This is a genomic window from Epibacterium ulvae (genome assembly GCF_900102795.1).
GTDB classification, from domain to species: domain Bacteria; phylum Pseudomonadota; class Alphaproteobacteria; order Rhodobacterales; family Rhodobacteraceae; genus Epibacterium; species Epibacterium ulvae.
Genome location: NZ_FMWG01000003.1, coordinates 313,655 through 328,794, shown reverse-complemented (window position 1 = coordinate 328,794; position 15,140 = coordinate 313,655). Strand labels below are relative to the sequence as shown.

The window sequence follows — 15,140 nt, the reverse complement described above, 5'->3', positions numbered from 1 at the left end:
GAAAGGGATACCATGCGCATTGCACGTGATCTGGCCGATGCTGTTGGCCACACTCCACTGATCCGCCTGAATAAGGTGTCAGATGAGACCGGTTGTGAAATTCTCGGCAAGGCTGAGTTCATGAACCCGGGCCAGTCGGTCAAAGACCGTGCGGCGCTTTATATCATTCGGGATGCGATTGCGCGTGGAGACCTGAAACCCGGTGGAACAATTGTCGAAGGTACCGCTGGAAATACTGGGATTGGGCTTGCCTTGGTTGGCGCATCTATGGGGTTCAAGACGGTCATTGTGATCCCAGAAACCCAATCCGAAGAGAAAAAGGACATGCTGCGTCTTGCAGGGGCACAGCTGGTTCAGGTGCCCGCGGCACCTTATCGCAACCCAAACAACTATGTGCATTATTCACGCCGTCTGGCTGAAGAATTAGCAAAGACTGAACCAAATGGTGCGGTCTGGGCCAACCAATTCGACAATACAGCAAACCGTCAGGCGCATGTTGAAACCACTGGTCCAGAAATCTGGGAACAGACCGGTGGTAAGGTCGATGGCTTTATTTGTGCTTGCGGATCTGGGGGAACACTCGCCGGTGTTGCCGAAGCATTGCAGCCCAAAGGTGTGAAGATTGGTCTGGCAGATCCGATGGGGGCTGCGCTTTATTCTTTTTACACGACCGGTGAACTGGCTTCCAACGGTTCCTCTATTTCCGAAGGCATCGGGCAGGGGCGTATCACCAAAAACCTGGAAGGGTTTAAACCAGATCACGCCTATCAAATTGAAGACACAGAAGCGCTGCCTTATGTCTTTGACCTGTTGCACGAAGAAGGTCTGGTCTTGGGAGGGTCGTCGGGTATTAACATCGCAGGTGCAGTGCGCCTTGCGCGTGAATTGGGGCCAGGACATACCATCGTGACAGTCTTGTGTGATTACGGTACACGGTATCAGTCAAAACTGTTCAATCCAGATTTCCTGCGAGATAAAGGGTTACCCGTCCCAGACTGGATGAACCATACACCTGCGTCTATTCCCGGAGTTTTCGAGGAAACATGATTTTCATTTGTAGAACGTTGCAAACGTTTTGTGTGGGGCTGGTCGTGTTGACCAGCCTTTGCTTTTTAAACGCATCCCCGATTCACGCACAAGTGGTGACCGTGCCAGGAGCGGCTGCTGAAGCACCGTTGACGGATGCACAGGTGTTTTATCAGTCTTGGCTCAAGACTGCGCAACGTGCCGAAGGTGTGATTGACGCCAATCGCGCATCGACGGCTGCGCTCGAACAATTGCGCGAAGATCTGGTTGAATTTCGTGATAGATTTCGCGAGGCGCAGACTGAAAATCAAAGCCGGATCGAAACGCTTGAAGCGCAGGTTGCTGCATTGGGTAACGCGCCCGAAGAGGGTGTAGATGAACCTCAAGATCTGGCCGAGTTGCGCCGCCGCCTGACGACCCGGCTGGCAAACCTGCGTGTGCCTCGTATTATTGCGGAAGAGGCCGCATTGCGCGCAAACGGCCTTGTAATTGAAGTTGATGATATCATTCGCGAGCGCCGTAAGACCGTTTTGCTAGAGCGTGGTCCAGTGCCAATTAATCCGGAAAATTGGCCCAGCGCAATCACCGCGTTGCAGGATGGGATCAATGCGGTCTTGGGGGAGGTGAAAGGTCAATTGAGCTCAAGTGCGGTGCGCCGTAACATTGGAGCTACTTGGCCGTCGTTGGCCATATCGCTTGTTATAGCGCTGATCTTGTTGGTTGGTGGGCGCAAGCTTGCGGTGAAGGGGGCATCTTATTTTCGGAATAAGCATTGGAAAGGTACGGGCGTTTGGAGCTTTGTTGCCTCTTTGCTGCAGGTGTTCTTGCCCTATGCTGGTATCGTAGTGATCACTTTTGTGATCGATGTTTCCGATCTACTTGGGGTTAGAGGCACCTTATTATTACTCGAGGTGCCGGGCTGGGCTTTGACGCTTCTTGCATTTCGTTGGCTGAGCAAGCAGCTGTTCTTGTCTGGTGCTAGCAGTGCGCTATTGCCTGTTGACCCTGAGAACGCGTTAAAGTCACGTTCATTGCTGGATGTGCTGGCGCTTCTTTTGGTCCTGAAAGACGTGCTGGGTGCATTTGAACATACGACCTCTTTTTCAGACGGTGCGCTGGCGGTTCTACGCTTTCCGTTGATTGTGATTGCAGCACTGGTTTTGCTGCAATTGCGACGGATCGGTGAAGGGCAACGTGCACGAGATAACCGTGATGAGAGTGTGAGCGAGACTGAAGCTGGCCGAACGCTGGCCGCGGGAGCAGGATTCATTTTGAATTTTGTCCGCAGAGGCGCATATCTTTTAGGATTTGTCTCACCCATCCTGGCGAGTTTGGGATTTATGGCTGCCGCAGAGGCTATGATTTATCCCGCAATTCAAACACTCGCGTTGATCGCAGCGTTCCTCGTTTTGCATCGTTTTCTGATTGATTTCTATGGATTGATTTCTGGCAAAGGCGCAGAAGCAAAAGAAACCCTTGGGGCGGTGCTGATTGGGTTTTTGCTAAGCTTTGCTGCGATGCCTCTCTTGGCGCGTGTTTGGGGCGTACGGGATGCGGATCTGTTTGACTTGTGGCGCAAGCTTCTCAATGGTTTTGAGATCGGCGATACGCGAATTTCACCAACAGCCTTTATCACCTTTGCTGTCGTATTTTTCATTGGCTATAGTGCGACACGTTTCATTCAGGGCAGTTTGCGCAGCTCGCTTTTACCAAAGACAAAAATTGACCCAGGTGGTCAAAATGCGATTGTCTCGGGCACCGGATATGTTGGTATTTTCCTAGCGGCACTGGTCGCGATTTCCTCCGCTGGGTTAGATTTATCATCTCTTGCGATTGTGGCAGGGGCATTGTCGGTTGGGATTGGCTTTGGCCTCCAGACCATCGTGTCGAATTTTGTGTCAGGCATTATCCTGCTGATCGAGCGCCCGATTTCAAAAGGGGACTGGATCGAAGTCGGGGGCATGATGGGTTATGTGCGCGATATCTCAGTGCGTTCCACCCGGATTGAGACATTCGACCGCACCGATGTGATTGTTCCCAATTCCGATCTGATCACTGGGACAGTTACCAATTTCACCCGTGGAAATACGGTTGGCCGTGTAATTGTACCCGTTGGGGTTGCCTATGGCACCGACCCACGGAGGGTCGAAGCAATCTTGCAGGAAATCGCGCAAAGTCATCCTATGGTTCTTGCAAATCCCGCGCCAAGCGTGGTGTTTCAGGGGTTTGGTGCGGATAGTCTTGATTTTGAGATCCGTGCTATTTTGCGAGATGTGAACTGGATGCTAACGGTGAAATCTGAATTAAACTACAAGATTGCAGAACGCTTTACGCAAGAGCAGATTGAAATCCCATTTGCACAACGCGATCTGTGGATACGCAATCCCGAAGTTCTGCGCGCAGATGACCCTAATTCAGTGAAACGCTGAATAGAACAAGCCCCGCTGCCAGTGGGGCTTGTTCAAAAGAAGCAACGGCGAAGCGTTTGAAATAGCGTTTGAAAAATAATCAATCTTTCGTCTTTTTCCGCTGTTTTGGTCTTGCAATCCTCATGTCATTCCTTCAAAAGGCCCCTCAACGGAGAGGTGGCCGAGTGGTCGAAGGCGCACGCCTGGAAAGTGTGTAGGCGGGGAACCGTCTCCAGGGTTCGAATCCCTGTCTCTCCGCCATTATCTTCTTTTGGCAAGAAAACCCCTCTAACACCTTGAATGGTAAGTTGGTTTTGGGTGTTCGAAGTCCTTCATTTCTTGCAAAGCTGATTTTCTCTGCAAAGGCCAGTCTCAGGACAGTTCGTTGGGCGATGAGATTTCCACTTTTCCAGAGTTTCCACGGGTTTGATAGGAATTGCAGGGCGTGTTCGAACATTTGCTCGAAGGTATGCATTGGCTTTCCTTGGTTTACCAGTTTTTCGTCTAAAACCAGCTTCTCACGCTCCATCTTTTCGATGCGCTTTTCATAGGCCGTGATTAGGGTCGAGCTATCCGCGTCCACGACACGATCCAAGAGGCCTTCGATTTGCTTATCCAGTTTGTTGCGCTCCGTGCGGATCAGGCGTTTGTCAACCTCCATCTGCCCCGCACGTTGTCCCCAAGCGTCTTTGAACATCTTTGATGCCATGGCAAACATACCCTCGGATGGCGTGAGGCTTTGCATCAGCGCATCAAATTCTCCTTCCAGCACATCACGACGGATCGATTTGCGATAGCTCGGGCATCCTTTGGCGTGGCAGAGGTAATACGGGTGTTTCTTGCCCGACTTGCTGGTGGACCAGCACGCCGTCAGAGGGGTGTTGCAGTCGTCGCAACATGCGAAGCCCCGCAGTGGGAAGTCGGCGCTGATATCCTTACGTGCGGGTGCACGTGCCCCATCTTTGATCCGCTTCTGGATCAATTCATGAGTTTCCAGTGAGATCAGGCCTTCATGATGGCCTTTGCACAGCGACACGTCCCATTCAGGTATTTCGATGTAACCCGCAAAATGCGTGCGGGTCATCAGACGGATGATCCGTTCAAAACGGATCGTGCCATCGGCGAAGTCTTTCGGGAACGCAGGGTTGGACTCCAGAAACCGTTTCACTTCGGCCTGTGTTTCAAAATGACCAGAGGCAAAACCTTCCAAGGCCTCTTGGATGATGGATACCAAAGCTTCATCCCGCACCAGCATATTGCCATGGCCTGCAACGCGCTCATACTTGTATCCAATCGGGGCGCGGAACACCCAATAACCATTAAGCGCACGGCCCCGCATACGGTTCTTGGTTTGCTCACCATTTTTCTGGCGTTGGTGCTGAGACACAGACGCCAGCAGGTTTTCCACCAGAATGCTATTATTGCTTACGCCAGTGATAGAATGTCTGTTCCGTTGTCTGAACCTGCCTGATTGCATCAATGCGCGGCATTCCCTGGCCGCACAGCACCTCAACCTGCTGCAACTTCGTGACAATCTCTTCCGGCTTGTGTCGTTTGATTCCCATATTGGATCCTCCGTTTGATAACTATACGGGCGAACCAATTCAGTGGCGGAGGGTCAGCCGCCCCGCCCCCGCGCGCGGTTCAAAGGGTGGGTCCTCGTCACGCTCGGTTCGCTGCGCTGCACCTGCGCGTGGCTCTGATCCCGACCTATGGTCGCTTTTGACCCTTGCCCTCCTGTTTCTTGGCGAAAGCCAGACGGTTGCATGCGCAACCCGCCAGAGGCCAGAGAAGATAGATACATGCCGAAGCTACACGCACAACCATATGATCCAGACGAAAATGGCTTTTATTTTGAAAGCATAGAAGACTATGCCAGTAAGGCGAAACTGAACCGCAACAGCTTTGGCGATGTAGTTGAGGAATACGAAATCCAGCTCATCGATGGTGAAGACTAAGATTAGCCGGTTATCATTAACCTTGGGTTAGTATTTTGAGGTGATACATCAAATCCTAGGTATATGTGGCGCTTTTAGAAGGTTAGGGGCGCTTTTATTGATTGTGTTGAAACGTTATACCTTGGGTGATTCGGGCATAAATGCGACAATTGTCCACTGTAGTAGGTTAATTCTACCATTTTGACTACTTTGTTGCTGTTGCCTCGATATTGCCTTGTTTTTTTTGAATTCATGATTTGCGTTACAGATTTGAAACACGCGGATGCTTTTTGTTTCTCAATTGCTGACAATTTGAAGTAAGTAAGCTTCTGCGTAAGGGGTATTTGTTATGATTACGGCCTACATTATTGCGTTTCTTGAGGTTTTTTGCTGATTTGCGAAACAATGGCGATTTTGTGGTGAGTTGACAGCTTGGGCGTATTTTTACCTTTTTTCTCGAAAACGAAAGCCTCGAAAGTAAGTAGTTAGTGATTTGAACTTTGTGTGAAGGCTCTGCTCGGATAAACAAAGTTAAGCCCTTGGGGGGGTGAATGTTGAGGACAAGCTCCTGATTACAGCCACTGAGAAGAAAGTCTTTACTTTGTTCTCACGACAGAGAAATCGTTTGGTTTGTTTGATGCTGGGGCGGTAACCAAATTCACATTCCTTGAGTTTATTGAGAGTAACTGCGTCTGAGCCACATGTCTGTGTCGCAGGGGCCTGTGCACCGACTAGAATGCGTCGCGTCACAAAGGAGATAGTGATGGCGGATAATTTTGATAACACCACGAGCGCAAACGTAATTGGTTTGTGGGACTTCCGTGGTGGTTTTGAGAACAACGATACCGGCCTGGGTGATGGGATTGCACAGGATGGCTTAGAGGCTTCTGGTGGCACGTTTGCTGGCGGATGGTTTCTAGGGAATGGTGATCAGTCGCGTTTTGATGTCGACGATGGAGACGATGCGGCGTTTGACTTGGAGACTGGTACAATTGTTACGCAGTTCCGTCAAAATGAACCACTGACAGGTGACGATCAGACCGTTGTAAGCAGGGGGCTGACTGGCGACGATGGGTCAGATCCAAATTACTTTGAGGTTCGCGTTACGGCTGAGGGTGCGGTTGAAGTCTATCATGCGGACAGCGGCGAAACGGCATTACTCACCACACCAGATGATTTCTTAGGCCCTGATGATATCATCAAGCTGACCTATTCATGGAACAGTGGCGGTGTTCAAATGGTGGTGGAGAACACCACACAAGGCACCAGTGCAACTGATGGTGCTGATACAGTAGGTCTCAGCCTCGATATTACCGATGATAGCGAACAAAGTTTTGCCATTGGTATCCGCGAGACGACCGAAGATAACTATGCGCAAAGTTTTGATGGCTCAATCGATTATGTAGCCGTTTTGGATGACGACGTCTTGAACTCGGGCTTGGACGGTGTTGTTGAAGGCACTGCCGGAGATGATTTGATCGATACGGATTATCTGGGTGATCCAGAAGGAGACCGGATTGACAATGGGGATGCGATCAACCCTGCAGATGGTCCCGATGACGATCTTGTAAATGCGGGGGCAGGCGATGATACTGTTATTGCTGGCGCCGGTGATGATACCGTGCACGGCGGTGGCGGGAATGATAGCATTGATGGTGGTGAGGGGGACGATGTTCTCTCTGGTGACACCAATGCACCTGGCGTGACCACCAGCCCAGGCCGTGAAGTTTTTGAATGGGATTTGGCGCCTGACCCAAATGACGCAGATCCAATTGACAATGACGATCCACTAGATGGCGGATTCTCTCAGAACACGGGATCTGTGACGGTTGATTTCTCGGTCACGCAACAAGATGCGGGTATTGAAACCTTCTTCACAGATGAGCTTGAGAACGTTACCAATATCGACACGGGCGGCGGTGATGCCGACGAGAGAAGCGGACTTGGATCGCTGGTGCGAACCGATGGGGATAGCATTGGCTACCGCCTCGACTTTTCTGGTCCGGTCGAAGACGTGTCGTTCCGTATCAATGATATTGATGGCGGCGGCGTTGTTCAGGTCACTGCATTTGATGCAGACGGAAATCCATCGGTTGTGAATCTATCAGGTGGGCCGCTGCTCACTCTGGATGACACCGATGCGGTTGCGGGAAATGACACTGCCATTTCACAGGGTGGATTCGCTGATACCAGCAACCCAGATTACTCTCTGCTTGTGACCATTCCTGGCCCAATCTCGCGTATCGAGATCGACCATGCACAAGATGGTGCCACGACCGGTGTACGCGTTACCGATGTTTATTTTGATCCGGTTGTTGTGGTGCCGCCTTCGGATGCTGGAAATGATACCATTGATGGTGGTGATGGAAATGATATCATCGACGGTGGGGACGGTGATGACTCGCTTGTTGGCGGTGACGGGAACGACAGTGTCTCTGGAGATGATGGCGACGATGTGATCGACACCTCTTCTGCGGCGGGTACACCAGATCGTGGTATTCCAAGTGTTGGCGGTGCGGTTGCAGTTCCAGCCGATGCAGATCCCGAAGATGATCGCGATACTGTCGACGGCGGTGAAGGCAACGACAGCATCACGACAGGCGATGATGCTGACCTCATTACCGGCGGCACAGGCAATGACACGATTGATGGTGGCATTGATGATGACACGATTGATGGTGGCGAAGACGATGACTCGATCATCGGTGGCGAAGGCGCTGACCTTATCGAAGGTGGCGCAGGCAACGATACGATTAGTGGTGGTGGTGATCCGACAGCTGCTGGTCCGCTGGATCTGGTGGATGTCGATGAAGACGGCAATGCCGTTGATCCGGACCCAGAGAATAATCGCGATACCATCGATGGCGGCGAAGGTGACGATGTCATCTATGGTCTTGATGACGCAGACAGCATCGATGGCGGTGCGGGCAATGACTACATTGATGGCGGGATCGATAACGATACGCTTTCAGGTGAGGATGGCGACGACACGATTATTGCCGGTCAAGGCGACGACGTTGTTGAGGCTGGCGATGGCAACGACAGTGTTACCGGGGACGATGGCGATGACCTGATCGACACGTCCGGTAGTCGACCACTCGTTGATCGCGGATTTGCAGGCTATACGGGCACAACACCAAATATCCCAGCGGCTCCTGCTGATACTGACCCTGAAAATGATCGTGACACAGTCGAAGGTGGTGCTGGCAACGATACGATTACGACAGGGGATGACGCTGACTTAATCTCAGGTGGTGCCGGTCGTGATAGTATTGATGGTGGGATCGATGATGATACCATTGATGGTGGAACCGACGCGGATGTTATTATTGGCGGCGAAGGGTCTGACAGTATTCTCGGTGGAACCGGCGCAGATACGATCTATGGCGGATTGGATCCGGCCTTCCCAGATGCGCTGAATATCACGGATGATGGTTCGGATGGACGTCCAGTAGATCCAGATCCAACCAATGGTATGGATACGATCCTTGGCGGCGAAGGTGATGATGTTATCTTTGGCCAAGATGATGATGACAGCATTGATGGCGGTACTGGTAACGACAGTATCGACGCAGGTATCGATGATGACACGGTCACCGGTGGTGAAGGCAATGATACCATCCTTGGTGGTCAGGGCGCAGATAGTCTGGCTGGTGGCGACGGTGAAGATGCGATTGACCTTGGTGGTGATGCGCAAGCGGACAGTGCAAGTGGCGGGTTGGATTCCGACCGGTTCACAGGTGTTGGCGTCGGCGACACAATTGTCGGCGGTGAAAACCCGGATGACAGCGACATTGACGTTCTTGACCTGACAGGTGCAGCTGAAGCTGCGAATCCTGGCGGCAGCTTGACCGTTGATTTTACTCCCGGGGATCCAGAAAGTGGCACCGTCACCTTCCTTGATGCTGACGGCATGGAAACAGGCACCGCGACCTTCTCTGAGATTGAGAACGTGGTTCTGCCCTGTTTCACGCCAGGCACTTTGATCGCAACCCCGCAGGGTGAGCGCAAAGTCGAAGAGCTGCAGGTCGGTGATCGTATTATCACCCGTGATAATGGCATCCAACAGATCCGCTGGGTTGGTCATCGCTCTCTGGCGCATGAAGAAATGGATGGATCACCCAAACTGCAGCCTGTGCTGATCCGGCAGGGCGCATTGGGCAATGGTCTGCCAGAGCGCGACATGTTGGTTTCTCCAAACCACCGTGTTCTTGTCGCAAATGACAAAACAGCGCTTTATTTCGAAGACCGTGAGGTTTTGGTCGCTGCGAAACATCTGACTGGTCTAAAAGGTGTCGACGTTGTCGAAACAGCGGGTATCACCTATATCCACTTCATGTTTGATCAGCACGAGGTTGTGCTGTCTGATGGCGCTTGGACCGAAAGCTTCCAACCAGGGGATCAAACCCTGCGTGGCTTGGATGCAGATCAGCGCAATGAGATCTTTGCACTCTTCCCTGAGTTGAAAGATCAAGAGGGGCGCAAAGGATATGTTTCCGCACGCCGCTCTCTGAAAAAACATGAAGCGCGCTTGTTGGTCCACTAGGACACTGACGTAAGTCTGATAAATGAGGGGCGAGGTTGCAAAATCTCGCCCCTCATTTTTTCTGAATTAGCTGTTGTGTACTTTACGTGCAGCATCTCCAAATGGGCCGCGCCCTAAAAAATTGAGATGTGTTTCACGGTGTGTCTGGTTGATAGTTTCTTGCGGATGACGGCTTGCGCTGACCATAACACGATGTGGGCGCTGTCCTTGTGGGCTGACCAGACTGCGTGCAATAGCTTCGGGCACATCCATCGGATCGCCCGTCAACTGAGGTACACGACCAGAACCCATGTTATCACTCATCGCGCCGTAACCATTTAAGTGCTTAGGGTCAGACCGTTTTTTAAGCGCGCCAGTCAAAGTCTCACGATTGTTCCAGAAAGCTGTAGGATATCCGCCGGGCTGGATGAGCGTCACATCAATCCCTTTATCTGCGACTTCATAGGCCAATGTGTCTGACATTGCTTCGACGGCGAACTTTGTGGGGCAGTAATGGCCAAGACCCGGCCATATCAGACGACCAGATTGAGAAGACATATTTACAATATGGCCACTCCCGCGATGTCGCATGCCGGGAAGTATGGCTCGGATCATTCGTTGATATCCAAATACATTGGTTTCAAAAATCAGCCGCGTCGCGTCCAGATCCTGTGCTTCCAAAGGACCAACGATGGCGAGGCCTGCATTGTTTATCAAAATATCGGGAGCGCCACCGATCAGAGATATCGCCGCCTCGGTACCGGTCGTGACGCTTATATCATCTGTGACATCGATTTCGACGATATGGAGATCGAGATCTTTGGCTGCCATATGTAACGTGTCTGCCTCAGGTCGCGGCAGATTACGCATGCTTGCGACGACTTTTGCGCCTAATCTTGCACAATGCAGGGCGGTTAAATATCCAAACCCGCTTGAACAACCTGTGATAAGTACAGATTGGCCTGAAAGACTATTTGGCTCTGCTTGGGCGAGGGAGGAGGAGGCAATTGATGCAGTCGCTGCCAATGCAGCACCCGCGCCAAGCATCGTGCGACGATTGATTTGATTTTCCATGTGTTACTCGATTAAAATAATGTATAATAATCATCGTAACATGCATCTCTTATGGGAAATCAAGTAAAATCTGCCTGGTGTGTGTGGATTGCGTCGTTATTGAAGCGGGCGCACTTTCAGCTCTGTTACGCGATTGCCTTCGCGTGCAGATACTTCAAAACGAAAACCATGGAATGAAAAGACCTGCCCAACGGTAGGAATCATCTGGGCTTCGTGAATGACCAGACCTGCAATGGTATTCGCTTCTTCATCAGGAAGGGCCCAATCGGTGGCCCGATTCAAGTCGCGAATGGTTGTTGCTCCGTCGATCAGGAAATGCCCCTCTGGCGTTTTCGTCACCACAGTCTCGGCAGCAGGGTCAAATTCATCGGTGATCTCACCCACAATCTCTTCCAGAATGTCTTCAAGAGTGATCAAGCCGCGCAATGCACCATATTCGTCAACGACCAGTGCAAAATGAGACCTTTGCCGCAGGAATTGGCGCATTTGATCATCAAGGCTTGTGGTTTCGGGTACAAAATAGGGGGGGGTTGCAACCTCTGTGATTTTAAATGTGCTCAGCGCATTGGCATCGCCATTTGGGCCGCTGATCAGCGCGTACATATGGCGAGAGAGATCTTTGGCGTGAACCACACCAATGATGTTTTCCTGCTCGTTTTGAAACACGGGTAAGCGGGTGTGTGGAGATTTTAGAATCTGCTCTAGAATGTCCTGTGGATCATCATCGGCATTGATCATTTCAATATTGGAGCGGTGCAGCATGATCTCTTCCACCAAGCGCTCTGCCAGATCTAAGGCTCCCAAGATACGGTCACGATCTTCTTTTTCGACCAATCCTTCAGAATGGCCAAGAGCAAGAGCGCCCTCAATTTCTTCGCGGACCGCCATGATATGGCTGTTTGGATCAATTCTGACACCAAACAGGCGTAAAATGCCGCGAACCATAAGGCGGACAGCACCGACGATGGGCGCCAATATCGTGACAAGAGCGCCAATGATTGGCGCAACGGTGGATGCGGCTTTTTCCGCGTTGGAAATCGCGTAGGTTTTGGGCAGCACCTCGGCAAACACTAAGACCAACAGAGTCATGACTAAGGTAGCAAGGGCAACGCCGCTTTCGCCGAACAGGCGGGTAAACAATGAGGTTGCTAAAGAGGCTGCGAGGATATTGACGAGGTTGTTGCCGAGCAAAACCGAACCAATCAGGCGCTCGCTGTCCTCGGTGATTTTGAGCGCACGTTTTGCCCCGCGTGCACCTTTGTCTGCTTGGGTCCGCAATTTCCCGCGAGACGCGGCCGTTAACGCTGTTTCTGATCCTGAAAAGAATCCAGACAATACCAAAAGCAATAAAATACCGCCCGCTGTCAGCCAGAACGCGCCGTCAAGTGTCATGTGTCCATCACCGCTATCAATTGGAAATATTTAGGATACCCCATTGGTTATGGGGCGCAGCACTGGTTGGATCAAGAGATCTCTGGTGATTTTTCAAGGTGTTTCGTCTTCAATTTCAGTGATCGACGCTGTTTTGGTCGCAGTGTTTGCAAGGGGATGGTGTTCATGCACCAGTTCAGACAGGCGCGCATCCAGAACATGAGTGTAGATCTCAGTTGTTGCGATATCAGCATGCCCTAGCATCGCTTGAATTGCGCGCAGGTCTGCGCCATTGGCGAGAAGGTGGGTGGCAAAGGCATGTCGCAGCGTGTGCGGCGTCACTTTCTCCGGGGAAACTCCGCCCGTGACGGCAAACTCTTTGATAAGTAGGTAAAAGCGGTGTCGTGTGAGGTGGCCAGACTTTCCCCGGCTGGGAAACAAAAACCGAGACGCAGGTTTGCCTTTGCTTTGTGCCAAAGCGTCAACGCGATCGCGTTCAAGCAACCAACTTGCCAGCGCATCTCGGGCTGGCGGGGAGAGAGGCACCAAACGCTCTTTCTCACCTTTGCCTTTGACCAATATCATCTGTGGATCACCCCGTGCCGCAGAGACGGGCAAGGATACCAATTCGGTGACACGCATGCCAGTTGCATAGAGAAGTTCGACCAAACAGGTATTGCGCAGCCTGTCTGTTTTAGCTCGTCCGCTTTTGCGTGCGGCGTCCAATAGGCGATCAACCTCGATCACCTCCAAGGTTTTGGGAAGGCGTTTTGCGCGTCCTGGCCCTTTGATTTGTATGGCGGGATTGTCTTCGCGCCAGCCTTCTTCAAAGGCAAAACGATAGATCTGTTTGATCGCAGAGAGGCGCCGGGCACGTGTGGCGCGTGATAGCCCTTCGGCATCGCAGGCAATCAGATATGATTCCACATCTGACCGCTGCATCTCGACAAAGCTGGAGGTGTTGGATTTGAGCCAGCTCGCGACATCACGCAAATCTCGCCCATAAGCAAGGAGTGTGTTTTGCGCCGCGCCTATTTCAGCAGCTTGAGCATCTAAAAAGAGGGAGATCCACCCTAGATCATCACGGGGAATACTCATCATGGTTATTCGTCTTTCAAAATCAACAATTGCAACGCTGCCCGACGTGCAGTGTCTTCCAGACCAACCAATCGGAATGTTGCAAGCGCTTGTGAAAGCGAGGCGCTGTTGCCTTGCGCGCCCTGTTGAAACAGCATCATTGCTTCTAGGATGGCTTCTCCCAGGTCACCTTGTTCGATGAGGTCGCGAAGCGCTTTGGGGGCCAGTTCTTGGGCCTTACTGCCGCTGTTGAATCCTGTGTTTATCGCCTGCGCAAGAGGTGAGGTAGGGGTGTTTTCGACAGCATCCCCACTTGCAATCGCTGATAGCAAAAGGGTTTCTGGCGTCTCATTCGGGCGGTTTTCTGCTGCTACTTCGTAATCTGCTGAAAGTAGGTTGATGTGCCAAGCTAAGACAGCAGAAGAACCTTCCAAAGGAAGGGCGGCGAGGCGCGTGGAGAACAGATCTGCAAAAGCGATTTCGATCCCAATAGCTTGCATCTCATGCCAGGCGGTTTGTAGTGTTTCAGCGACCTTTGTTTTGTTTTTCGCATTCAAGGCATTGTCTAAATCTTGGATGGCCGCAACGCGTTCCCATACGCCACCTGATGCGGCGGCCTTGCGTTCTGTATAAAGGCCAAGCAGTTGATTGGGGTTCAGTGCACCTATATGAGTGAGCCGCTCTGCGGCTTCGATTTGGGCTTTCCAGCCTGATACACCGCGCAGATCTGCCGCGGCAAAGGCGCGGGGCAGGGGGGGGGTTGGAAGCGCTTCTCCGATGCTTTCAAACAGGCGAAACTCTAGGGGGGTTACGTTGCGCGGTTTTGGGAGTGGTGATGCATCTTCGAAGATGTCTGGGTTCAGAAAACGATCTAAAAGTGCCAGTTCGGATTCAGGTAACAATTCCAAACTATAAGCCGTTTCAAGGGTCAAGGCACCCGTTGACCAGTCACCACGTCGCACCGAGCAGAAAATGCGGGCTGCATAATTTGGCGCAAGGAACGGCTTTGCAGCCAACGCAGCACAAGCCAGATCTTCATCCCCGGTCAGAAGCGCGGCATTAAACCATCTTTGAAAACGCGCAGGTGTGGCGGTCGGGCCTGCTTGCTCTGCAAGTGCTTGCGCTGGATCTGGTGCCCCCAATTGCATCAGCCGATCCAATTGGGCCAAAAGCAAAGTATCTGGATCAGTTGTGGGGGGATGTGTCTCAGATAAAAGAAGCGTAAACAAAAGAGCCTGCATGGCTGGACTTTTGTCGACTTTTACGGCGTGGATAAGATGCGCAAGCTCTTTCGCTGCACTGTTTCCCCATAGATCGACGGGCAATCCCGTAGTTGCTGCTGAAACAAGGCCAATGGGGCCACTTTTGGCTTTGAGCGGCGTGACTGTTATTTCAGGCTGTGCAGCGCTTGTGGTTGCCGGTGGTTCTTTCAAAATTGTGCCGGGCAGATCGTTGCGCAGCTGGTTTTGCGATAGCCAGTCAATTGCCGCCAGCGGCATGTTTTCGTTTGCCTGGCCTAACTTAGGCGCAGTGCACAGACAGACAGCAACAAATGTGGCGGCGCTTGCCAGCCTAATTGGCATTCAGCACCACAGGCTTACGCACTTCTTCTAATGGTGCGTTAAAATCTGCTCCAAACCAAGGTCCTACATAAGCATAGGCCACCAGACCAATTCCGGCGAGAATTACAAGGTAAAGCAAATATTTGATTAGTCGCCCCAT

9 protein-coding genes, 1 tRNA gene and 2 pseudogenes are annotated in these 15,140 nt (G+C 51.7%); 5 read left to right on the top strand and 7 right to left on the bottom strand.

Features of this window, described 5'->3' with window-relative positions:
- Window positions 1-12 precede the first annotated feature (12 nt).
- From BLP79_RS06525 to BLP79_RS06515, 3 genes are all read left to right on the top strand, one after another.
- A complete protein-coding gene (locus BLP79_RS06525) occupies window positions 13-1,047 on the top strand; it encodes a cysteine synthase A (protein ID WP_090217446.1) in 1,035 nt (344 codons plus the stop codon).
- A gap of 44 nt (window positions 1,048-1,091) precedes the next feature.
- The gene (locus tag BLP79_RS06520; RefSeq protein WP_332835848.1) at window positions 1,092-3,455 is read left to right on the top strand and encodes a DUF3772 domain-containing protein; all 2,364 of its coding nucleotides are present in this window, start codon (window positions 1,092-1,094) and stop codon (window positions 3,453-3,455) included.
- Window positions 3,456-3,605: 150 nt separating this feature from the next.
- Window positions 3,606-3,695, top strand: a tRNA-Ser gene (locus BLP79_RS06515).
- Between the two features lie 505 nt (window positions 3,696-4,200).
- Here BLP79_RS06515 and BLP79_RS20235 read toward each other — a convergent pair.
- Both BLP79_RS20235 and BLP79_RS19475 read right to left on the bottom strand, forming a co-directional pair.
- Window positions 4,201-4,518: pseudogene (locus tag BLP79_RS20235) on the bottom strand (recombinase family protein); the annotation flags it as partial.
- A gap of 337 nt (window positions 4,519-4,855) precedes the next feature.
- Window positions 4,856-4,999, bottom strand: a pseudogene (locus tag BLP79_RS19475) (IS3 family transposase); the annotation flags it as partial.
- 237 nt (window positions 5,000-5,236) lie between these two features.
- On the opposite strand from BLP79_RS19475, the gene BLP79_RS19630 reads away from it, so the two are divergent.
- Window positions 5,237-5,392, top strand: coding sequence for a hypothetical protein (locus BLP79_RS19630; RefSeq protein ID WP_157843940.1), 156 nt, complete (start codon window positions 5,237-5,239; stop codon window positions 5,390-5,392).
- Window positions 5,393-6,134: 742 nt separating this feature from the next.
- On the top strand, window positions 6,135-9,917 hold the full coding sequence (locus tag BLP79_RS06505; protein ID WP_232716198.1) for a Hint domain-containing protein: 3,783 nt from the start codon (window positions 6,135-6,137) through the stop codon (window positions 9,915-9,917).
- A 66-nt stretch (window positions 9,918-9,983) separates the two neighbouring features.
- Here the strand turns inward: BLP79_RS06505 and BLP79_RS06500 are convergent, their stop codons facing one another.
- The 5 genes from BLP79_RS06500 to BLP79_RS19625 form a co-directional block, all read right to left on the bottom strand.
- The gene (locus BLP79_RS06500; protein ID WP_090217441.1) at window positions 9,984-10,970 is read right to left on the bottom strand and encodes an SDR family oxidoreductase; all 987 of its coding nucleotides are present in this window, start codon (window positions 10,968-10,970) and stop codon (window positions 9,984-9,986) included.
- 96 nt (window positions 10,971-11,066) lie between these two features.
- Window positions 11,067-12,362: an HlyC/CorC family transporter gene (locus BLP79_RS06495; RefSeq protein ID WP_090217440.1), complete on the bottom strand. Its 1,296-nt coding sequence runs from the start codon at window positions 12,360-12,362 to the stop codon at window positions 11,067-11,069.
- Window positions 12,363-12,455: 93 nt separating this feature from the next.
- The gene (locus BLP79_RS06490) at window positions 12,456-13,439 is read right to left on the bottom strand and encodes a site-specific tyrosine recombinase XerD (RefSeq protein WP_090217632.1); all 984 of its coding nucleotides are present in this window, start codon (window positions 13,437-13,439) and stop codon (window positions 12,456-12,458) included.
- Between the two features lie 5 nt (window positions 13,440-13,444).
- On the bottom strand, window positions 13,445-15,001 hold the full coding sequence (locus BLP79_RS06485; RefSeq protein WP_232716201.1) for a hypothetical protein: 1,557 nt from the start codon (window positions 14,999-15,001) through the stop codon (window positions 13,445-13,447).
- Window positions 14,991-15,140: a hypothetical protein gene (locus BLP79_RS19625; RefSeq protein ID WP_170830458.1), complete on the bottom strand. Its 150-nt coding sequence runs from the start codon at window positions 15,138-15,140 to the stop codon at window positions 14,991-14,993. The genes BLP79_RS06485 and BLP79_RS19625 overlap by 11 nt, the downstream gene beginning before the upstream one ends.

Excerpts from the sequence above, each read along its gene's own strand:
- BLP79_RS06525 (WP_090217446.1), top strand. The coding sequence starts at position 13 with ATGCGCATTGCACGTGATCTGGCCGATGCTGTTGGCCACACTCCACTG.
- BLP79_RS19630 (WP_157843940.1), top strand. The coding sequence starts at position 5,237 with ATGCCGAAGCTACACGCACAACCATATGATCCAGACGAAAATGGCTTT.
- BLP79_RS06505 (WP_232716198.1), top strand. The coding sequence starts at position 6,135 with ATGGCGGATAATTTTGATAACACCACGAGCGCAAACGTAATTGGTTTG.
- BLP79_RS06500 (WP_090217441.1), bottom strand. The coding sequence starts at position 10,970 with ATGGAAAATCAAATCAATCGTCGCACGATGCTTGGCGCGGGTGCTGCA.
- BLP79_RS06495 (WP_090217440.1), bottom strand. The coding sequence starts at position 12,362 with ATGACACTTGACGGCGCGTTCTGGCTGACAGCGGGCGGTATTTTATTG.
- BLP79_RS06490 (WP_090217632.1), bottom strand. The coding sequence starts at position 13,439 with ATGAGTATTCCCCGTGATGATCTAGGGTGGATCTCCCTCTTTTTAGAT.
- BLP79_RS06485 (WP_232716201.1), bottom strand. The coding sequence starts at position 15,001 with ATGCCAATTAGGCTGGCAAGCGCCGCCACATTTGTTGCTGTCTGTCTG.
- BLP79_RS19625 (WP_170830458.1), bottom strand. The coding sequence starts at position 15,140 with ATGGGGCGACTAATCAAATATTTGCTTTACCTTGTAATTCTCGCCGGA.